We start from the raw sequence: 20,462 nt of genomic DNA, 5'->3' as shown, positions 1-20,462 counted from the left end.
ACTCCTAGTCTTTATCAGGATTTCTCAGATAATATCCCACACCTCTTCTGGTCACTAACCAGGCCGGATGACTAGGGTTATCCTCTATTTTTTCCCGCAAGCGTCTGACCGTTACGTCCACTGTGCGGACATCGCCGAAATAATCGTAGCCCCAGACCGTTTGCAGCAAGTGTTCCCGCGTCATCACCTGTCCCAGATGTTTCGCAAGGTAGTGCAGCAATTCAAACTCGCGGTGCGTCAGCTCTATCGTTTCGCCCCGTTTGGATACGATGTAGGCGTCCGGGTGAATGGTCAGCGCACCGATTTTCAGTTCGTTGCTGTCGTTTTCTTCATTCGCTTTGCTGCTCGCATGGCTCTGACGGCGCAGATTCGCTTTGACGCGCGCCACCAGTTCCCGGTTGGAAAACGGCTTTGTCACATAGTCGTCGGCTCCGAGTTCAAGTCCCAAGACTTTATCAATTTCAGAATCTTTCGCTGTTACCATGATAATCGGCATGTCGTAGTTTTTGCGGATTTCGCGGCAAACTTCCAATCCGTCCATCTTAGGCAGCATCAAATCCAGCAGGACCAAATCCGGTTCGACTTCTTTGACTTTTTCAACAGCTTCCTCGCCGTCAAAAGCCGTGTACACGTCGTACCCTTCCTTGGCTAAACTAAATTTTACAATATCTGAAATAGGCTTTTCATCATCTACAACTAATATTTTCTTCATTTTTTGCCCTCCTGTATGAAGTGACCTTTTTGCAAGGTATCATTCTAATTATACATCATTTTACAAGTCAAGCGAAATGATTTATTCAACAGACAAAAAAGAACGGGGAATCAGCCTTCCCCGTTCTTTTGTTAGCAGTTTGCAGCGCCGCGCTTCAGCAGGTCAAGCAGCAAAGCCAGCTCCCGGCGCGTCTCGCTTGGTCCGACGCAAGGCAGTGCCAGATGAAGCAGCGCATGCAGGACAGCCAGCTCGACTCCCTTGGCCGCGGTTTTCATCTCAGCCGTTTGAATTGACATAAAATCAATCCCCAGACGGTGGCAGCCGTCGTCGGCTGAGATTGGCGACAACTCACGGATTTTACTGTGATGACGGGCCACCACCACTTGAACTTGTTCAAATGAAATCGTGGTGAAAATCTGTCCCAGCAGTGCGCGGTGTGTTTCCAGCAGTCCGCTGAAAATATCAAACGCGCAAAGGCCGAATTCAAAGATATCGGCAGGCGGCCGGCTCAGTCCCTGATAGGCAGCCACGGCGGGTTTTTCCACCAGCTCCTGCAACAAATAGAACAATAAATCTTCCTTGTCTGCAAAATACAAATAAAAGCTGCCCCGCGAAATGTCCGCTGTCTTGATAATCCGGTTGATTGATGCGTCATTATAAGGAACGGTGCTGAACTCTTTGACAGCCGCCGCTAAAATACGTGCCTGCTTGTCCTTTTCCAGTTTGAAAAATTGCGCAGTCGGCATTGGCTTACACTCCCTTGTCTTTTCATTGCTACTCTCTGCGAAGCGACTCGACCGGGTCCAGTCCGGCTGCCCGCTGGGAAGGCAAAAAGCTCGCCAGCATGCTGATGACCACACTGATGGCCAAACCCATCACGATATTTTCATTGGCAATTTGGATGATCGGCACGTCAAACACATTTAAACTGAACTGATTGATGCCATACCCCAGACCAAAGGCAAAGGCAATCCCGATGACGCCGGAAAACAACCCTATTAGAAATGCTTCGGAAACAAAAATCCGCCGGATATCTTTTTTGCGTGCCCCGAGCGCTTTCAAGATGCCGATTTCTTTCGTACGTTCGACCACACTGATGTTCAGCACGACTAAAATCATGATGGCGGAAACCACCAGTGAAATACCAGCCACAGCCGCCAGCACGTATGTCAGGACGTCCAGCATTTCATTGAACATGTTGGTCATGGCTTCTTGAGCAGAACCTTGATAGCCCATGTCTTTGACTTTGTTTTTGATGCTTTCCGTATCGTCTGCTGTTTCAGCCAGCAGGAATACGACATTTGGCTCCAGTGTCATATTTTCCGCCTGGTACCAGTCGTTCAAGTCTTCAAAGGTCACATAAGCTGCACTCATCCCGCTCATCGCATCAGAGTCCGAGCCGAAAATGCCGCTCACGTCAAATTCGCGGGAGACGACCTGTTCGCCCAGTGTCAATGTCAATGTCACCGTACGGCCAATCATGCTGTCCTCTGCCAGTTCATCAGCCACACTTTGAGACAACATGATTTGACCAGCTTCCGGCCAGTTCCCCGCCGTCAGGTTGGACTCATTTAAATTGCTGGAAACTGTAGCGAAAGTCAGAATCATTGATTCATTCTCATCGTAGGCTACACGGTTAGCGCCGAACGACAGCAGGCTGTAGCCTTTTTCCAATGATTTGACATTGGGAAGAGCTGCCAATTCATCAAGATTCTCAGTTTGAAACGGCGCATCTGCTGTCAACATGCTCTGCATCTCCATCTGCTGCTGCCGCTGCATCGCTTCCAGCGACGTCTGATCATCACTTCCCGCCTCTTCCCCTTGGGTGTCGGCAGGCATCCGGACTTCCGTCACTAACGGATTGACAAAACTGTTCATCGTGTCGTTGATGTAGGTCTTGACACCATTGCCCAGCGCCAGCATCAGGATAACGCTCATGATGCCGATACTTGAGCCGACCGCTACCAGCAAGTTGCGGGACAGCTTTTCTTTCATATTCAGCAAGGCCAGACGGATAGCGGAAAAGAAACTCAAGTTTTTATTGCCGACAGCAGGCTGTGACGACTTGACCTCTTCATGAATGAGCGGTTCGCTGTTGCGTTTGTCGTCCACGATACTGCCGTTGTCGATGGATACGATACGGCTGCAGTGACCGGCGACTTGCGCCGAGTGGGTGACCATCACCACCAGCTTGCCGCGCTTGGCAATGTCGGTGATAATCTCCAGCACTTGTTCGGTCGTTTCAGCGTCCAGTGCACCCGTCGGTTCATCGGCAATGATGATATCCGGGTCGTTCACCAATGCGCGGGCAATCGCCACACGCTGTTTCTGTCCGCCGGAAATCTGGTCCGGTTTTTTGTAAATATGGTCAGACAGCCCCATATCGCTCAACACTTCTTTGGCGCGCTTGATGCGCTCTTCTTTTGATGTATTGGCCAGCGTCATGGCCATGGTCACATTGTCCAGCAGGTTCAGGTGGGAAATCAAATTGAAGCTTTGAAACACAAATCCGACGTTTTCTTTGTGGTATTTGACGAAATCCGCCTCTTTGAATGTCCCTAAATTTTGACCGTTAAACAGGATTTCCCCGTCGAAATCAGAGTCCAGTCCGCCGATTAAATTCATCAGCGTGGATTTGCCGCTGCCGGATTCACCGATGATTGCCACCAGCTCCCCCTTGTCAAACGACACAGTGACATCCTTTAATGCCTGAAACGGCTGATTGCCGGCTACTTTGTAATACTTGTTCACATGTTTTAATGTTAACACTGACATCTTCGCTTTCACTCCAAAACTGACAACTTGTCATTAATATTGCTCCATCTTAACTGACAGGTTGTCATACTGTCAATGAAGATTCTGTGAACTCTTGCCGATTGTCAAAAATATTTCTGAAAACGCCTATTTTTAAAACAATTTCCAAAATAGTTCACAGCTTTGTGCAAAATATGACAGTCTAAGAAACCGTTGTCCGGTCAGGTTTTATGATCATCTAAATGGTTACAACGATTTAAAAAGGGAAAATCCATTGAAAAAATACATGCATACCCATAAACTAAAGATAGTATCGCTAGTATATATGTGAAACATAAAATCCACAACTTCCCCTTCCCTTACATTACACGATTTTATGTTTCAAAACGCCCCGTCTGGTTGAGAGACGGGCTTTTTTTTTAGATAAAAAAGCCCCTGTACCGAGCCTGAGCGGTTCAGTACAGGGGAACGACAAGTATACGATTAGTCAGCAGAATAAGTATCTACTTCAAAACGGCAGTTGCCGTCAAGATATGTTGCCAGCAAATTCATGTCCGGTTCCAAAACGATGAAATCGGCCGCACGTCCTTTGGCAATCTGGCCGCACTGGTCATCTATCTTACAGCTGACAGCAGGAACATAAGTCGCCATCATGACGGCTTCCTCCGGCGTAGCCAAGCCCCAGTCGACCACATGTTTGATGGCTTCTTTCAGCTTCAAAATGCTGCCGGCAAGGTTGCCTTCCGCCATTCGTGCAGTACCGCCAGCCACTTTCACCGGAAATTCTCCCAGCATGTAGTCGCCGTCCGGCATGCCGCCGGCCATCATACAGTCCGTAATCAATGCCACATGGTCATGCCCTACTGCCTCCATCAAAATACCGGCCGCTGTCGGATGGACATGGTGGCCGTCGCAAATCAGCTCGGAAAAGACATGTTTCAAACTCATCGCTGCACCGACCATGCCAGGTTCCCGGTGGTTCAGGCCGCGCATCCCGTTGAACGCATGCACGAACACGCTGGCGCCTGATTCGACCACATCCCGCGCTTCTGCCAAAGTGGCATTGCTGTGGCCCAAAGCCACGACCACACCGTCGTCAGTCACCCGTTTGACAAACTCGGCTGCGCCGTCACGCTCGGGTGCCAAGGCGATTTTTTTAATGAGGTGGCCGGACACTTCCTGCCATTCGTTAAAGACATCCAAATCAGGGTCGGAAAAATAACCCGGATTTTGCGCACCTTTGTATTCCTCGGTGAAAAACGGGCCTTCAAAATAAATCCCCTGAATTTTTGCCCCTGTTACCTCTTGATGTACTTCGCCGATTGTTTTGGCCACGGCAGTCAGCTGCTCGCGGCTGGATGTCAGCGTTGTCGGCAGAAACGACGTAACTCCGCAAGAAAGAAGGCCTTCTGACATCACTTTCAGCCCTTCAGGGTCGTTGTCCATGACATCATGATTCATATAGCCGTGAATGTGCGTATCCACCAGCCCCGGTGCAATCCATTTGCCTGAGTAATCAATGACTTCGCCAAAATCATTGTCAATTTCTGTTGCAATCTCGCCAAACACTCCATCTGAAATATCTAAATAGCCTGGGCCAACCGTCCCGCTGGGTAAGAAAAATCGATCTGCGTAGACATACTTTTTCATTTCTCCACAACTTCTTTCTTTAAATAATTTCAACTCTAAGCTATCATTAAATCTTTTGCTAGTCAAGAATTGTCCGCAGTCCGGACTGGACCGGACCCTGTCAAAAAAAGAACAGCCGTCTGTTCCCCGGTTATCGCCCGGCGCGCTGATTTTTTCTGTCCGGTCGTGTGTAAAAACGTCTTTTTACGCGTTGAAAGGCGCTTTTTCGTTCACACCCGCTCGCAACGTTCGTCAATTGTAACAATAGTTTGACTTTTTTATAACTTTTTTTGGTTTTCTCTTTCCTTTTCAGCACTTTTAGGGCATAATTGGTATCAATTGATTTGGTGGAGGGGATGGCTGTGGATAATATTAACCGCAAACTCACATTTTCATGGGAAGATAAAACTTATGAAGGCTTTATTGAAAAGGAATATGAAAACTCTTACTTGATTGACGTTACCAATCCGTCTGAAGAGATGGCCGACAAATACTTGGGCAGGCTTGTCGTCAGTAAAAAAAATTGCCAGTTAATCGGCTCAATAAAATCTGACTAGTTAAAAACGTTCGACAGGGGACATCCTGCCGAACGTTTTTTTAATCTGTCAAATACCCGCGTTCGCGGTACCAGGCATCCGGCTGCCATATCCAGTCATGGCCGTCTTTTTCCAGCAGCTGGAAGGCTTCGTCCGGTCCCATCGTACCTGCCGCATAGCTTGGAATGGCGGCAGTGTCCTTGTCCCATGCCTGCCGGATAACATCGACAATGCGCCACGACTGCGCCACTTCGTCCCAGTGGGTAAAGTTGGTCGCATCACCATTCAGGCAATCCAGCAGCAGCCGCTCGTAAGCCTCCGGGCTGTTTTCCAGCGCATCAGCAGAGTGGCGGTAGTCCAGTTTGATTGGCGCCAAACTGAAGCTTGGTCCGATTTCCTTGCCGTTCATTGTCAGCGAGAATCCTTCTGTCGGCTGAATGTAAATCGTCAGGACGTCTTTCCCTTTGATTTTTCTGGTCGCCTCATTTTCCCTGAAAATATTGACCGGGACGGGTTTAAACACAATGTTAATCCGCGTGCCTTTTTCTGTCAGCCGCTTGCCGGAACGGATGTAAAACGGCACGCCCGCCCAGCGGAAATTATCAATCAGCAGTTTGCCGGCCACAAATGTCTCCGTGCGGGAATCAGGTGCGACATTCAGCTCATCATGATACGCGGCGAATGTGTCATCCTTCAGCTTGCCTGCGCTGTATTGTCCTCTGACGAAAAACTGGTCGACTTCTGCTTCTGACAAAATCCGGATCGAGCGCAGCGCAATGATTTTTTCCTGGCGGATTTCCTCGTCATCAAAAATCCTTGGCGGCTCCATCGCCAATAAAGACACGATTTGAAGCGCGTGGTTCTGAATCATGTCTTTCAGGGCGCCGCTCTTATCATAGTAGCCGCCGCGCTCTTCCACACCCAGACTCTCAGCCAGCGTGACTTGCACATTATCAATGTAGCGGTTATTCCACAACGATTCGATCATATTGTTGGCAAATCGGATGGCGGAAATGTTTTGAATCATTTCTTTGCCGAGGTAATGGTCGATTCTGAAAATCTGGTCTTCCTCAAATACTTCGCGAATCTCCTCATTCAGCAGCCGGGCCGATTCATAGTCGGAACCAAACGGCTTCTCGATTACCAGACGGTTAAAGCCGTTATTGGTGATGATTTCTTCTGACTTCAGGTGGCGGGTAATCACACCGAAAAAGTTCGGCGCCATCGCCAGATAAAACAGCCGGTTGCCGCCAATCTCATATTGTTCATCCAGCCGGTCCGCCAATGTTTTGATGACCGTATACTCTTCCGTATTCGTCACATTGTGCGACTGATAGTAAAAATGTTGGACAAATGCTTCTTCTTCTTCCTTTGTCGGCTCCAGCGGCTCGATGGCTGTCTTGATGATTTCACGAAAATAATCATTGGACCACTCCCGTCTTGCCGTACCGATAACAGCAAAATGTGTCGCAATGTTGCCTTTTCTGAACAGGCGGAATAATGACGGGTACAGCTTTCTCTTCGCCAAATCGCCGGTACCGCCGAAAATAACAAATAGCGCTCGATGTTCTTGAATCATATACAAGCTCCTACCTTTTCCCAAAATAAAATGATGTCATACTACTTGAATATTCTACTGTTTTCATACCGACAAAGCAAGTAATTGACTATCCGCCCCGTGTACGCCAGCCGGTGTTTTGATGCGCCGCCGCTGTAAACAGGGCATTACTTGACTTTAAAAAAAGTGTGTTATACTAAAAGAAAAACTGTAGGAGGCCGATTTTATGGCAAAAAAATATTCTGAAATACATGACATCGTATATTATCAATGCGATACTAACGGCACTTTAACTTTGCCGACATTATTAAATATCATCATCAAAACTTCCAGCGCGCAAAGTGATGCGCTAAACCGGGGAAGCGACTATGTGGCATCGTTCGGGCTGGCGTGGGTCATCACGCAATACGACATCGCCATCACACGGCTGCCGTCTTCCGGCGAAACAGTGACCGTCACCACACAAGCCACCAGCTACAATAAATTCTTCTGCTACCGTAATTTCTGGGTGCACGATGAGGCAGGCAACGAGTGTGTCTTTATCAAATCGACATTTGTCCTGATGAACATCGAAAACAGAAAAATGAGCAGCGTGATCGAAGACATCATCGCCCCGTACGAATCGGAAAAAGTCAAACGGATTGAGCGGGGAGAAAAAATCCAGCCGGTGGAAAACGGCCGGTCACAAGACTACCGCGTGCGCTTTCTAGACATCGACGGCAATAAACATGTCAATAACTCCAAATATCTGGACTGGATGACCGACGTGCTCGGTTTCGACTTTTTGACTACCCACACCCCTGAACGCGTGCTGATCAAGTTTGATAAAGAAGTCGAATACGGCGAAATCGTGGACAGTATCTGGTCGTTAAAAAAACAAGACAGCCGTCCTGCCGTCAGCTGCCATCAAATCAAGGTCAACGACACCATTTGCGCCGAAGCAACCATCTTTTGGCAAACAAAAAACGAGTAGAAAACCAACTGTTTTTTCTGAAAACTTGAAAAATATTCGGAATTGCGTCACACTGATAGAGTACCTTATTGCCAATTTAAAAAGGAGATGATATTACATGATTGAGTTTAAACATGTCACTAAGGTTTACAAAGGCAATAAAGTCGCAGTTGATGATATGGATCTGACATTTGAAAAAGGAGAATTCATTTGTTTCATCGGTACAAGCGGAAGCGGGAAAACCACAGCCATGCGCATGATCAACCGCATGATTGAACCGACTTCCGGCGATATTTTAATCAACGGGGAAAACATCCGTGACAAAAATCCGGTGGAGCTGCGCAGGCAAATCGGCTATGTTATCCAAAACATCGGCTTGATGCCGCACATGACGATTCGCGAAAACGTCACACTCGTGCCGAAGTTGCTGAAATGGCCGGAAGCAGAGCGGGATGAAATAGCTGAACGCATGATGAAGCTGGTGGAAATGCCGCTGGAGATGCTCGACCGCTACCCCAGCGAATTGTCCGGCGGGCAGCAGCAGCGGATCGGTGTCGTGCGCGCACTGGCGGCCGACCAGGATATCGTGCTGATGGACGAACCTTTCGGGGCGTTGGACCCGATCACCAGAGATGTGCTGCAGGACTTTATCAAAAGCTTGCAGGAAAAACTGGGAAAAACGATTATCTTTGTCACACACGATATGGACGAGGCATTGAAACTTGCGACTAGAATCGTCATTATGAGTCAAGGGAAAGTCATTCAATTTGACACACCTGAAAATATTCTCCGCCACCCTGCCAATGATTTCGTCGAAGAGCTGCTCGGCGAAGAACGGCTGGCAAGTTCCCAGCAGGATTACCTGACACTGGGAGAAGTCATGCTGCGGACCGGTGTATCCATCACACCTGAAAAATCACTGTCGGATGCCATCAAACTGATGCGGGAAAAAAGCGTCGATACGCTGCTCGTCACAGATGCCCAGCATGTCCTGAAGGGGTTCATTGACGTGGAAAGCATTGACAAACACCGCCACCGTGCAACGAGCGTCGGCGACATCATGAATCCGGATGTCTATTACGTCAGCAAAACGGCCTTTCTGCGCGATACGATGCAGCATATCCTGAAACGGGGACTGAAATACGTACCGGTTGTTGATGAACGGAAACGACTGGTCGGGATTGTCACCCGTTCGTATATTGTCGATATAGTCTATGACACCATTTGGGGAGACGATGACAACAATGTCGCAAACGAAGGCGGCAGTCAAGGAGGCGACTTGTCATGAGCGCATTTTTGCAAGAAAATGGCACAGAACTCGTCACAAAAATCGTCGAACACATTTACATTTCCTTTGTTGCGCTGCTTTTGGGCGTTATTGTAGCTGTCCCTCTCGGCATTCTTTTAACACGAACGAAAAAGATTGCCTCTCCGATTATCGCACTTGTCAGCCTTCTGCAGACCGTCCCTTCACTCGCTCTTCTCGCCATGCTGATTCCATTTATGGGTATTGGCAAGGCAACTGCGATTGCAGCTCTCTTTATTTACTCGCTGCTGCCTATCCTGCGAAACACCTATATCGGTGTGAAAAATGTCAACCCGGACATTGTCGATGCGGCAAAAGGCATGGGGATGACCACGGTTCAGCAAATTTTTTCCGTAGAATTTCCTCTGGCCGTCCCGACCATCATGAGCGGTATCCGCTTGAGCGGTGTTTATGTTGTGGCCTGGGCGACTCTTTCCGGCTACATCGGCGGCGGCGGGCTGGGCGACTTTATATTCAGCGGTTTGAATCTATACAAGCCGGAGCTGATTATCGGCGGCACGATTCCGGTAACCATTCTGGCGATTCTGGTAGATTTTCTGCTCGGGCGCCTGCAAAAAGTGTTGTCGCCAAAACAAGAGGAGGTGGCTTAGTATGCGGACCCGCAAAAAATTCACTCTGCTTGTGCTGATGACTTTGACCTTGTTTCTAAGCAGTTGTTCGTTACCCGGATTAAGCGAAGGGACAGATAAAAAGGCGATTTCAATTGCTGCGCAAACATCCACCGAAACGCAAATCTTGGCTAATATCATCAAAGGCATGATTGAACACTACACTGAGCACCGCACGAATATCGTCAATAACTTGGGATCGACGACCATGAACCACCAGGCAATGCTCAACGGCGACGTCAACATTTCTGCCGGACGCTATACCGGGACAGATTTGAGCAGCACGCTGATGCTGCCGGCTGAAAAAGACCCGGAGAAAGCCATGAAGACAGTCGTGCATGAATTTAAAACACGCTACGACCAGACATGGTTCCCGTCTTACGGATTTGCCAACACGTATGCGTTTATGATCACAAAAGAAACGGCAGAAAAATACAACTTGAAAAAAATCAGCGATATGGCCGCTGTGTCTGATGAACTGGCAGTCGGCGTCGATACGCACTGGATGAGACGCGAAGGTGACGGCTACGAGGCCTTTGTGGATGCTTACAATATGTCATTCAAACAGGCTTACCCGATGCAGATCGGGCTCGTATATGATGCGGTTGCCGCCGGACGGGTAGATGTCGTGTTAGGTTACTCGACGGACGGACGGATTGCCAGTTACGATTTGGTCATTTTGGAAGACGACCTGAAATTCTTCCCGCCTTACGACTGCAGTCCGCTGGTCACAGATGAACTGCTGGAAGAATACCCTGAGTTGGAAGACATCCTGCTGAAGCTTGCCGGGAAAATCGACACGCAAACCATGCAGGAACTGAACTTTCAGGCAGACAACAACTTGCTGGAACCTGAAACTGTCGCGAAAAACTTTTTACGGGAAAATAACTTTTTTGAGGAGGGAAATTAAATGGTAGACATGACTCTTTCTCAACAAATTGCTTACTATCTGCAGCATAACGGCGGGTACGTCCTGGACCAGTTTGTCCGCCACTTTCTGATTTCGATTTACGGCGTGCTGTTTGCCGCCGTCGTCGCTATTCCGTTAGGTATCGCGATCTCCCGAAAAAGAAAACTGGCCGGCTGGGTAATCGGCATTGCCAATGTCATTCAAACCGTGCCGTCGCTGGCGTTGCTTTCCATTCTGATGCTGGGCATCGGACTGGGGGTAAATACGGTAATTGTCGCCATCTTTCTCTACTCGCTGCTGCCGATTCTCTCCAATACTTACACAGGTATGTGCCAAGTCGACAGCAACGTGCTGGATGTCGGCAAAGGCATGGGAATGACCAAGCTGCAGCGCCTGTATATGATTGAACTGCCTTTGGCGGTTTCTGTCATCATGGCGGGACTCCGCAACGCGCTGGTCGTGGCCATCGGTATCGCCGCCATCGGCTCGTTCATCGGTGCCGGCGGCTTGGGCGACATCATCATCCGCGGAACCAATGCCACCGACGGCACCGCCATCATCCTGATCGGCGCTTTGCCGACTGCTTTCATGTCGGTGACCACCGACTGGCTCTTGGGAATCGTTGAAAAACGGCTGGACCCCAGCGCAAAATTCAGCAAACGCGCTGAATAATTAGAAAAATCTCATTTGTTTTATTGCTTTTTACGTCCCCATAGTGTACTTTTTATGTAAGGTCTTTTTTCCGCAACTTAAAGTAGGGGGATGCTCAACCATGAGAGAATTCAAAAAATCAGCCAAATTGGACCATGTCAGCTACGATGTACGCGGGCCCGTTCTCGAAGAAGCAGACCGGATGCAAGCTCGAGGCATAGATATTTTAAAGCTTAATACGGGCAACCCGGCCACGTTCGGCTTCAAAGCGCCAAACGAGATTATTCATGACGTTATCGCAAATGCCAGAGAGTCGGAAGGCTATTCTGACTCAAAAGGGATTTTTTCAGCGCGGAAAGCCATTCAGCAGTACTATCAGCTGAAAGGTTTTGAGAATTTTACCATCAATGATATCTACACCGGCAACGGTGTCAGTGAACTGATCACGATGTGTATGCAGGGACTGATCAATAACGGCGACGAAGTGCTGGTGCCCATGCCCGATTATCCGTTATGGACTGCCTCCGTCTCTCTGGCAGGAGGCAATGCCGTGCACTACGTCTGCGATGAACAAGCGGAATGGTTCCCGGATATTGACGACATCAAAAGCAAAGTGACTGATAGAACCAAAGCAATTGTCATCATCAATCCGAATAACCCGACAGGTGCACTCTACAGCGAAGAGTTGCTGCAAGACATCATCAAGGTCGCGCGGGAGCACCAGTTGATTATCTTTTCCGATGAAATCTACGACAGACTGGTCATGGACGGTCTGGAACACACGTCCATCGCCGCGCTGGCTCCGGATTTGTTTACCGTCACGCTGAACGGTCTTTCCAAGTCGCATCGCGTTGCCGGCTTCCGCTGCGGCTGGATGGTGCTTTCGGGTGAGAAGACACACGTTCAAGACTATATCGAAGGGCTGAACATGCTCGCCTCGATGCGTCTATGCTCCAACGTCCTCTCCCAGCACATCATCCAAACTGCTCTGGGCGGCTATCAAAGCATTGATAAACTGCTGCTGCCGGGCGGACGGATTTATGAACAGCGCGAATTCATTACAAAGGCACTGAACGACATACCGGGGATTTCTGCTGTCAAGCCAAAAGCCGCCTTTTATATTTTTCCGAAAATCGATACGGAAAAATTCAACATATTGGACGATGAGCAGTTTGTGCTTGATTTTCTGCATGAAAAACATATCCTGCTGGTTCACGGCAAGGGCTTCAACATGGATACCCCCGACCACTTCCGCATCGTTTATTTGCCGAAGCTGGAAGACTTATCGCACACGACCGACAGCCTGGCTGACTTTTTAGCAGGCTACCGGCAAAAAACAATCTAAAAAAGTGTTGAAAGATAATCGCTGTGATTATCTTTCAACACTTTTTGTTTATTCAAAGCCTTCTGCCACTGCTTCCGGATAATTTTCCTCAACAATGACCGCACAGCGGTCGCATAAAGTCGGAAGGGCCGGATGACTGCCGACATCGTCTTTGATTGCCCGGCAGCGTTCGCAAGTCTCTCCGACAGCATGCTCCACGAGAATGGATACATCGTCAAAAACAACCGCATTGTCAGGTACTTCAGCTGACGCATCCGCCATCACAAATTCTGAGACAATCAGCACTTGCGACAGATTTGTATTGAGTGACAGCAGCAATTCCCGCACCGGCTCGCTCGGGTACACGGTCACCTTGGCTTCAAACGGCTTGCCGATCAGTTTGTCGTTCCGTGCCATCTCAAGAGCTTTCAGCACATGGTCGCGGAAAGCCATGAATGCCTGCCACTCGGACAAGATTTCCTCCTGACCGGAAAACTCCTGCCAGCCCGGCATTTCCGCCAATTGCACATACGCTTCCGTTTCGCTTAAATGCGACCAGATTTCCTCCGCTGTATGCGGCAGAATCGGTGTCATTAATTTAGTCAGAGCCACCAGCGTGTCATAAAAGACCGTCTGCATGGCGCGGCGTTCAGGATTATCGGCTGCTTCAATGTAAACGACATCCTTGGCAAAGTCCAAATAAAATGCGGACAAATCGACCGTACAGAAATTAACCAGCTCTTTGTAGACCGTTGAGAATGAATAGTTGTCATAGCCCTTTTCACGCATGGTTCTGATTTTTTGATTCAACCGGATCATCATGTATTTGTCGACTGAACGCAGATTGTCGTAAGCCACACGGTGCACTGACGGGTCGAAGTCAGACGTGTTGGCCAGCAGGAAACGCATCGTGTTGCGGATTTTACGGTACACTTCAGCAATTTGCTGCAACGTGTTCATGTCCACGCGCACGTCAGATTCATAGTCCACACTGGCTACCCATAATCTCAGGATATCGGCCCCCATTTGCTTGATGACTTTATCCGGCGCGATGACGTTGCCCAATGATTTGCTCTGCTTTCTGCCTTGCGGGTCAAGGGTGAAGCCTTGCGACAGCACCGCTTTATATGGCGCCACACCGTTGATTGCCACGCTGGTCGTGATACTTGAGTTGAACCAGCCGCGGTACTGGTCGGACCCTTCCAGATACATATCCGCCGGGAAAGTCAGCTCCGGACGCTGCTTCAACACCGCTTCATGGGAAGAACCCGAGTCAAACCAGACATCCATGATATCCATTTCTTTTGTAAACTTGCCGTTCGGGCTGCTTTCGTGCGTGAAACCTTCAGGCAGCAGGTCAACAGCTTCCCGTTCAAACCAAATGCCGGACCCGTGCTCGGCAAACAAGTTGGAGACATGCGCGATGGTTTCTTTTGTGATAATCGGCTCGCCGTTTTCACCGTAGAAAATCGGCAGCGGCACGCCCCATGTCCGCTGGCGGGAAATGACCCAATCGCCGCGGTCGCGGACCATATTGTAAAGACGGGTCTTGCCCCACGGAATAATCCAATCGACTTTTTCGATTTCTGACAAAATGTTTTCCCTGAATTTATCAATTGACGCAAACCACTGCGGCGTCGCACGGTAAATGACCGGTTTTTTGGAACGCCAGTCATGCGGGTAGCTGTGTGTGAAGAAATCAAGCTTCAAGAGCGCGCCCTTTTCTTCCAGCCAGCCGGTAACAATCGGATTGGCTTTATCATAAAAGACCCCTTCGAGTCCCGGCGCTTCCGCTGTGAACACACCGCGGCTGTCCACCGGCGACAAAATATCCAAGCCGTATTGTTTGCCGACAAAGTAGTCATCTTCCCCGTGACCCGGTGATGTATGAACCAGACCGGTCCCCGCTTCCAGCGTCACGTGGTCGCCGCACATCACTAACGACTCTCTATCATAAAACGGATGGTGGGCTGTCATGTACTCAAATTCGCCGCCTTCATACTCTGCCACGACTTTCGGATTTTCCCAGCCGATTTCCTCGGCAACATCAGCCAGCAGGTCTTTGGCAACGATATATTTTTTCCCTCCGACTTCGACGGCAACATATTTGTATTCACGATGAACAGAGATGCCCAAGTTGGCCGGCAGCGTCCACGGTGTCGTTGTCCAAATGACAAAATACGTGTTGTCATCCAGCACACCTTTGCCGTCCGCCACTTGAAACGCCACATAAATCGACGGTGATTTGACATCCTTGTACTCGATCTCCGCTTCGGCAAGCGACGACTCGCTGGACGGCGACCAGTAAATCGGCTTCAGACCTTTGTAAATGTAGCCTTTTTCAGCCATCTTCCCGAATACACGAATCTGGGCAGCTTCATACTTAGGGTCCAGTGTGATATACGGATGGTCCCAATCGCCGGAAATTCCCAGACGTTTGAAATCTTCACGCTGTTTGTCCACCTGCGACAGTGCGTAGTCGCGGCACTTTTGCAAATACTCTGAACGGGACATTTCTTTGCGCTTGATGCCTTTGTTCGTCAAAACTTGTTCAATCGGCAGACCATGTGTGTCCCATCCCGGCACATACGGTGCGCGGTAGCCGGACATCGACTTGTAGCGGATGATGATGTCCTTGCTCACCTTGTTCAGGGCGTGCCCCAAGTGGACGTTGCCGTTGGCATAAGGCGGTCCGTCGTGCAGCACAAATGTCGGTTTGCCTTCATTCAATTTTTGCCGCTGTCCGTACAAATCCTGCTCTTCCCATTCTTTCTGCCAGTCGACTTCTCTGACCGGTAAATTGCCCCGCATCGGGAAATCAGTTTTACCAAGCTGTAGTGTCTCTTTCATTTTCATGATTGTCTGTATCCTTTCAATTTGTCTTTCTATAAATAAAAAAACTCCGCCCCCAATAGGGACGAAGTTTTCGTGTTACCACCCGCATTCAAAGATTGCCTCGCAATCTTCCTCTGAAACGGTTAATGACGTTACCCAGCTCTGCCTACTTCATTCAGCAAAGTACTCACATGAAGGATCTTTCTTGTCGCAGAGGCTGCCGGGTTTTCACTATCCCCGGCTCACTTTAAGCATGGCAGACAAGCTTTTCTGTTTCATGTACCTTGTATTTTTTATTCGTCGTCAGGAAAAACCACTGACGTTTTAGTAATCGTTTGTTCAAGCTCCGGCGCCGCTTCTTCAACAGCCAGCGTCTCTTCATGGTCGTCTGCTGCCAGATAGCCGCCTTCTTCAGACGACTGCACGGACTCCAAAACTTCCTTGAAGGCTGTCTGCGTGTTATCCACGTAAGCACCGAACGGTTTCAACAAGTCGTCCCATTCATCGCTCTTCACCAACTCCAGCTGGGATTCCAGCATCATTGTTAAATTACGGTGGAAGACACGTGTCTTTTTCTTCAAGTCGTCGGTTTCGACTGCAAGTTGTTTGGCACGGTTGCTTGCTTCCTGTAAAATATCATTGGCTTTAGTCGTTGCTTCATCAATAGTCTCTTCAGAAATCCGGTTGGCGCGCGCCAAAATATCTTCTGACTGGGCCTGAGCCGACTGAAGGGTCAAATCAGATTCCCGTGTCGCATTTTCTTTCAGCTTTTCTGCTGTGTCTTGTGCCACAATGATCGACTGATTCAGCGAATCCTTTAATTCGTTGAAATAATTCAGTTTCTCTTCAACATGCTTGATGCGTTTTTCAAGCTCGCGATTATCCTGAATCGCCCGCTCAAAATCCAATGCAATCTGATCTAAAAAATCGTCTACTTGATTTTTATCGTAACCGCGCAATTTTGAATCAAAATTTTTGCTTGTGATATCGATTGGTTTAATACTCATGCTTTCACCTCATTGTTTACTTTCTAAACACCTTGATTGCTAGCCTGTGTTTATTTTTCTTCGATTTCCCGAGTGTCTCATCAATTTGTATCCGGCCGAACTTTCTGACAGAGATGATATCAAGATAACTCACCACTGCATCCGGACGATAGGTCTCGACCCAATTAATTTTAACGTTCCCTGATTCTATCATTTCTTTTGAACGCTGTCTAGATACATTATATACCGTGGAAATCAGATTATCAATTCTAAAAGAACTCAGGGTGACTGTCTCAAGCTGCCAGTCATTAATCGGCAAAAGCACCTCTTCCAGTTCTTTCGGCTCTAGACGCACACCGAACGAGCCGATTTTTCTGGTCTGGGTGATGAGGTAATCGGCAATCGGTGATTTTACAAACACCTGCCAGCGGCTGCCGTCAGTGATGATGTCACCGATCAGCTCGCGCTTGATGCCTGAACTCATCAACGTACCCAGTATTTTCCCGTGGGAAAGTTTGCCGAACTTTACCGGATAAATAACTTCCAGCAGTGTGATGTCATAATCTGTTTCTTCCGGCACGTAATACTCAGGATACATGATACTGCATGTGCGTTCGGCATCTTCAAAACCGCCGTAAAACGCGCACAGAATATCGTCCCGCTGGCCGACCAGCGTCCGCAGAATATACGCCTCACGGGGATTTAAAAAATCAGTCGTTACTGGTGCATACTGATTGTCGACTTGTTCCAGCCAGTCGTTTACCATATCAATAAAAGGATGTTCTTCCTTGCGAAAATGTTGATAAACACCGTCAGACAATAGAATCACATCCTTTCTATGCAATTTTACTAATAGAGAAGTCCAAACATGATTCTGCTAACAATTAAATACAGTCCTTGACTGGACAACTCCAGTGCAAGAATTGCCACAATAATCGTGAAATCAATCGGACCGAACGACAGATTCAAGTGGTCGAACAAACTTAAATACGGTCGTGAAATTTTAATAATAAATCGTCCCAATGCTGTATCATACGCACCCGGAAACCAGGACAGCAGCGCATAAATCACCAGGATAATCGAATAAATATGAACAACCTCAAAAAGCAGGTTAAAAAGCTTATAGACAAATATCACCTGTTCACTTCCTTTTAATAATCAGAAAACTGAGTGCTTATCAGGCTCTTGGCAACAGACGAATCAATTTCGATGCTTGCCGGCGTACAGAGAAAAATTTCATCGCCGATGCGCTGGATATCGCCGTCCAGTGCATACACCGTGCCGGTTGTGAAATCAACGATTCGTCGTGCTTGTTGTTCATCTATTGCCGAAAAATTAATAATCACAATTTCTTTTCTGAAAAGCGCCTTGGCAATTGCCTTGCCTTCTGTGTAAGTTTTCGGCTCGATAACGGTGATTTTTCGTGTCAGCGCCTGGCTTACGTCCGCCTTGCTCTGTCGATTAGCTTCGGGGACCGATTGAAAAGCATTCATTTCAACTACTTTATTGTTCGCTAATTGTTCAGAAGAAGGAGAGGAAACCGGCGTTTCGTTTTCAAATTCTCTGTTTTCAGATGAACGCTGGAACAATGAGGATATGCCCCGGCTTTCTTGCACGGACTCTTGCTGATGCGGAGTCTCCGGTGCATATTCGTACTCTTCTACTGTATCATCTAAGCCAAAAAAGCTTGAGAATTTCTTCGGGTTAAACATTTTCAAATCCTTTTCCACCTCTTTCGTGTTACTCAAAGAATGCTGAACCAACGCGGATAAAAGTAGCTCCAGCTTGTATCGCCTGTTCAAAGTCCCGGCTCATCCCCATGCTTAACTCCCGACAAGGAGCATGTGCATGACCGGCAGCCCGGATGACATCCCGTAATTGCCTCAGTGTACTGAAATAATCCAGCAACTCGCTGTCAGTTGCATCAATGGGAGCCATCGTCATCAAACCCACAACTTGTATCTTCGGGTATGCTGACACTTGCGCCACAAAGTGCGCCGCCTCATCAGGCGTGACACCTTGTTTGCTTTCTTCCCCTGACACATTGACTTGAACAAAGCACTTAATTGGTTTTTCAGCTCGTTTTTCAATTTCGGCTGCCAAAGACAGACTGGATAGTGCGTGAAAATAGTCGATTTCATTAATCACGGACTTTACCTTACGCCGCTGCAAGTTGCCGACAAAATGCCAGATAATCGGTTCCTTCGCTTGTAAGGCAGCCTTTTTTTCTAAAAGTTTTTCCATGCGGTTCTCTGCCAGATGTGTCACACCTGAATCCACCACTAAAGCGGCAGTTTCAGGCGACACTGATTTACTGACACAAACCAATGTCACATCATCAAGACTGCGGCCAGCAGCCAGACAGGCAGCCTCTATCTTTTCTTGAATAGCGGCAACGTTTGCCTTAATATGCTCTGCTTGCAATCTCAAGTCACTCCCTTACCTTTTTCTTCTGAAAAATGGCGGTGTGCTCAACTCGTCATCGTCTGAAGAATCGTCTTCTTTAAACGTGTCAAAATCTTTTTTTTCGATGGAATCGAACGGACTCTCTTCCGGTGTGTTGCGGACGCTCGGTTCGCGGCGAATATCCCAATCGCCGAACGCGCTGTCGCTTTCAGTAGTTGCAGCCGGTTCGATATCTTTGGTCATTCTAACTGACTTTGAAGCCAGACCATGTCCTGGCTGACTCGCTCCTCTAGAATGACCGCGTTCCTTTTTTCCCGGATCAATACCTGTTGCAATGACTGTCACGACAATCTCATCGCCAAGATTTTCATTAATAGATGTTCCCAAAATAATATTGACATCGCCGCTTGCAGCGCTTGACACGATTTCAGAAGCATCCTGTGCTTCGAACAATGTCATGTCCAGACCGCCGGTGATGTTAAGCAGGACTTGCTCGGCACCGTCGATAGATGTTTCAAGCAGCGGAGACGCGATGGCTTTTTTGGTTGCCTCGATGACTCTTTCTTCACCGCTGGCCACACCAATCCCCATCAGCGCCGTCCCCTGATTTTCCATCACAGTCTTCACGTCGGCAAAGTCAAGATTGACATAGCCCGGAGAAGTAATTAAATCAGAGATACCTTGGACCCCTTGACGCAGGACGTTGTCCGCTTCTCGGAAAGCTTCCAGCATCGGTGTCTTTTTATCGACAACTTCAAGCAGACGGTTGTTGGAAATAATAACCAGTGTATCCACATTTTCTTTCAGCTGAGAAATTCCTTCTGCAGCAAAGCGGCTGCGTTTCGGTCCTTCAAAACTGAACGGACGGGTCACTACGCCGACAGTCAGCGCGCCCTGGCCTTTGGCAATCCGGGCCACGATCGGTGCGGCACCTGTACCTGTTCCGCCGCCCATGCCGGCAGTGATGAAGACCAGATCGGCCCCCTCCAACGCCTCGGCAATGGCTGATTCGCTTTCCTCTGCCGCTTTCATACCGACTTCCGGCAATGATCCTGCACCTAATCCTTTAGTAAACTTAGGTCCTAATTGAATCACGGTTTCAGCTTTTGAATTTTTAAGTGCTTGTACATCTGTGTTTGCGACAATAAACTCAACGCCTTTGACATTTTCGTCAATCATGCGGTTGACAGCATTGCCGCCTGCCCCGCCGACACCGACTACTTTGATTACAGCGCCAGTATGCATGTCATTATCTAAAGAAAAATTCATTATTC

The 20,462-nt window shown here is 48.4% G+C and carries 19 protein-coding genes; 7 read left to right on the top strand and 12 right to left on the bottom strand.

Annotated features, from left to right (window positions below; all coding sequences use genetic code 11):
• Positions 1-4: 4 nt before the first annotated feature.
• The 4 genes from yycF to nagA form a co-directional block, all read right to left on the bottom strand.
• Complete coding sequence (gene yycF, locus CBF27_RS05865; protein WP_126813349.1) at positions 5-712, bottom strand: response regulator YycF; 708 nt, start codon at positions 710-712, stop codon at positions 5-7.
• A gap of 131 nt (positions 713-843) precedes the next feature.
• Positions 844-1,458: a TetR/AcrR family transcriptional regulator gene (locus CBF27_RS05860; RefSeq protein ID WP_126813348.1), complete on the bottom strand. Its 615-nt coding sequence runs from the start codon at positions 1,456-1,458 to the stop codon at positions 844-846.
• A 28-nt stretch (positions 1,459-1,486) separates the two neighbouring features.
• Positions 1,487-3,487 carry an ABC transporter ATP-binding protein/permease gene (locus CBF27_RS05855; protein WP_126813346.1) on the bottom strand — a complete coding sequence of 667 codons (2,001 nt, stop codon included), beginning with the start codon at positions 3,485-3,487 and terminating at the stop codon, positions 1,487-1,489.
• A 462-nt stretch (positions 3,488-3,949) separates the two neighbouring features.
• Positions 3,950-5,116: an N-acetylglucosamine-6-phosphate deacetylase gene (nagA, locus tag CBF27_RS05850; protein ID WP_126813344.1), complete on the bottom strand. Its 1,167-nt coding sequence runs from the start codon at positions 5,114-5,116 to the stop codon at positions 3,950-3,952.
• Positions 5,117-5,451: 335 nt separating this feature from the next.
• On the opposite strand from nagA, the gene CBF27_RS05845 reads away from it, so the two are divergent.
• Entirely contained in the window at positions 5,452-5,652 is a 201-nt protein-coding gene (locus CBF27_RS05845; RefSeq protein ID WP_170175023.1) for a DUF2187 domain-containing protein, read from the top strand.
• A gap of 40 nt (positions 5,653-5,692) precedes the next feature.
• On the opposite strand, the gene zwf is transcribed toward CBF27_RS05845, so the two are convergent.
• The gene (zwf, locus tag CBF27_RS05840) at positions 5,693-7,207 is read right to left on the bottom strand and encodes a glucose-6-phosphate dehydrogenase (RefSeq protein ID WP_126813479.1); all 1,515 of its coding nucleotides are present in this window, start codon (positions 7,205-7,207) and stop codon (positions 5,693-5,695) included.
• A 208-nt stretch (positions 7,208-7,415) separates the two neighbouring features.
• Here zwf and CBF27_RS05835 point away from each other — a divergent pair, with 208 nt between their 5' ends.
• The 6 genes from CBF27_RS05835 to CBF27_RS05810 all read left to right on the top strand — a co-directional run bounded on the left by CBF27_RS05835 (position 7,416) and on the right by CBF27_RS05810 (position 12,982).
• A complete protein-coding gene (locus CBF27_RS05835) occupies positions 7,416-8,162 on the top strand; it encodes an acyl-[acyl-carrier-protein] thioesterase (RefSeq protein WP_126813340.1) in 747 nt (248 codons plus the stop codon).
• Positions 8,163-8,259: 97 nt separating this feature from the next.
• Positions 8,260-9,429 (top strand): betaine/proline/choline family ABC transporter ATP-binding protein, encoded by a 1,170-nt coding sequence (locus CBF27_RS05830; protein ID WP_126813338.1) that lies wholly within the window; start codon positions 8,260-8,262, stop codon positions 9,427-9,429.
• Entirely contained in the window at positions 9,426-10,058 is a 633-nt protein-coding gene (locus CBF27_RS05825) for an ABC transporter permease (RefSeq protein ID WP_126813336.1), read from the top strand. Before CBF27_RS05830 ends, CBF27_RS05825 begins: the two co-directional genes overlap by 4 nt.
• A gap of 1 nt (position 10,059) precedes the next feature.
• A complete protein-coding gene (locus CBF27_RS05820; RefSeq protein WP_126813334.1) occupies positions 10,060-10,986 on the top strand; it encodes an osmoprotectant ABC transporter substrate-binding protein in 927 nt (308 codons plus the stop codon).
• Positions 10,987-11,658: an ABC transporter permease gene (locus tag CBF27_RS05815; RefSeq protein ID WP_126813332.1), complete on the top strand. Its 672-nt coding sequence runs from the start codon at positions 10,987-10,989 to the stop codon at positions 11,656-11,658.
• A gap of 100 nt (positions 11,659-11,758) precedes the next feature.
• On the top strand, positions 11,759-12,982 hold the full coding sequence (locus CBF27_RS05810) for a pyridoxal phosphate-dependent aminotransferase (RefSeq protein WP_126813330.1): 1,224 nt from the start codon (positions 11,759-11,761) through the stop codon (positions 12,980-12,982).
• Between the two features lie 48 nt (positions 12,983-13,030).
• Here the strand turns inward: CBF27_RS05810 and ileS are convergent, their stop codons facing one another.
• The 7 genes from ileS to ftsZ form a co-directional block, all read right to left on the bottom strand.
• On the bottom strand, positions 13,031-15,817 hold the full coding sequence (gene ileS / locus CBF27_RS05805) for an isoleucine--tRNA ligase (RefSeq protein WP_126813328.1): 2,787 nt from the start codon (positions 15,815-15,817) through the stop codon (positions 13,031-13,033).
• Positions 15,818-16,089: 272 nt separating this feature from the next.
• Positions 16,090-16,803 (bottom strand): DivIVA domain-containing protein, encoded by a 714-nt coding sequence (locus CBF27_RS05800; RefSeq protein ID WP_126813326.1) that lies wholly within the window; start codon positions 16,801-16,803, stop codon positions 16,090-16,092.
• Positions 16,804-16,819: 16 nt separating this feature from the next.
• A complete protein-coding gene (locus tag CBF27_RS05795; protein WP_126813324.1) occupies positions 16,820-17,602 on the bottom strand; it encodes a YlmH family RNA-binding protein in 783 nt (260 codons plus the stop codon).
• A 29-nt stretch (positions 17,603-17,631) separates the two neighbouring features.
• Positions 17,632-17,919 (bottom strand): YggT family protein, encoded by a 288-nt coding sequence (locus CBF27_RS05790; protein ID WP_245985974.1) that lies wholly within the window; start codon positions 17,917-17,919, stop codon positions 17,632-17,634.
• Positions 17,920-17,933: 14 nt separating this feature from the next.
• The gene (locus tag CBF27_RS05785) at positions 17,934-18,530 is read right to left on the bottom strand and encodes a cell division protein SepF (RefSeq protein ID WP_245985972.1); all 597 of its coding nucleotides are present in this window, start codon (positions 18,528-18,530) and stop codon (positions 17,934-17,936) included.
• On the bottom strand, positions 18,523-19,206 hold the full coding sequence (locus CBF27_RS05780; RefSeq protein WP_245985970.1) for a YggS family pyridoxal phosphate-dependent enzyme: 684 nt from the start codon (positions 19,204-19,206) through the stop codon (positions 18,523-18,525). Before CBF27_RS05780 ends, CBF27_RS05785 begins: the two co-directional genes overlap by 8 nt.
• Before the next feature lie 15 nt (positions 19,207-19,221).
• Entirely contained in the window at positions 19,222-20,457 is a 1,236-nt protein-coding gene (gene ftsZ, locus CBF27_RS05775) for a cell division protein FtsZ (protein WP_126813320.1), read from the bottom strand.
• Positions 20,458-20,462: the final 5 nt, after the last annotated feature.

Origin of the sequence: Vagococcus acidifermentans, assembly GCF_003987655.1 — a bacterium.
Lineage (GTDB): Bacteria > Bacillota > Bacilli > Lactobacillales > Vagococcaceae > Vagococcus_B > Vagococcus_B acidifermentans.
The sequence above is the reverse complement of the archived record's forward strand: the minus strand, read 5'-3'. Positions and strand labels throughout refer to the sequence as shown.

What these genes read in the sequence shown, in the direction of transcription:
- yycF (WP_126813349.1), bottom strand. Translation starts at nt 712, where the DNA reads ATGAAGAAAATATTAGTTGTAGATGATGAAAAGCCTATTTCAGATATT.
- CBF27_RS05860 (WP_126813348.1), bottom strand. Translation starts at nt 1,458, where the DNA reads ATGCCGACTGCGCAATTTTTCAAACTGGAAAAGGACAAGCAGGCACGT.
- CBF27_RS05855 (WP_126813346.1), bottom strand. Translation starts at nt 3,487, where the DNA reads ATGTCAGTGTTAACATTAAAACATGTGAACAAGTATTACAAAGTAGCC.
- nagA (WP_126813344.1), bottom strand. Translation starts at nt 5,116, where the DNA reads ATGAAAAAGTATGTCTACGCAGATCGATTTTTCTTACCCAGCGGGACG.
- CBF27_RS05845 (WP_170175023.1), top strand. Translation starts at nt 5,452, where the DNA reads ATGGCTGTGGATAATATTAACCGCAAACTCACATTTTCATGGGAAGAT.
- CBF27_RS05835 (WP_126813340.1), top strand. Translation starts at nt 7,416, where the DNA reads ATGGCAAAAAAATATTCTGAAATACATGACATCGTATATTATCAATGC.
- CBF27_RS05830 (WP_126813338.1), top strand. Translation starts at nt 8,260, where the DNA reads ATGATTGAGTTTAAACATGTCACTAAGGTTTACAAAGGCAATAAAGTC.
- CBF27_RS05825 (WP_126813336.1), top strand. Translation starts at nt 9,426, where the DNA reads ATGAGCGCATTTTTGCAAGAAAATGGCACAGAACTCGTCACAAAAATC.
- CBF27_RS05820 (WP_126813334.1), top strand. Translation starts at nt 10,060, where the DNA reads ATGCGGACCCGCAAAAAATTCACTCTGCTTGTGCTGATGACTTTGACC.
- CBF27_RS05815 (WP_126813332.1), top strand. Translation starts at nt 10,987, where the DNA reads ATGGTAGACATGACTCTTTCTCAACAAATTGCTTACTATCTGCAGCAT.
- CBF27_RS05810 (WP_126813330.1), top strand. Translation starts at nt 11,759, where the DNA reads ATGAGAGAATTCAAAAAATCAGCCAAATTGGACCATGTCAGCTACGAT.
- ileS (WP_126813328.1), bottom strand. Translation starts at nt 15,817, where the DNA reads ATGAAAATGAAAGAGACACTACAGCTTGGTAAAACTGATTTCCCGATG.
- CBF27_RS05800 (WP_126813326.1), bottom strand. Translation starts at nt 16,803, where the DNA reads ATGAGTATTAAACCAATCGATATCACAAGCAAAAATTTTGATTCAAAA.
- ftsZ (WP_126813320.1), bottom strand. Translation starts at nt 20,457, where the DNA reads ATGAATTTTTCTTTAGATAATGACATGCATACTGGCGCTGTAATCAAA.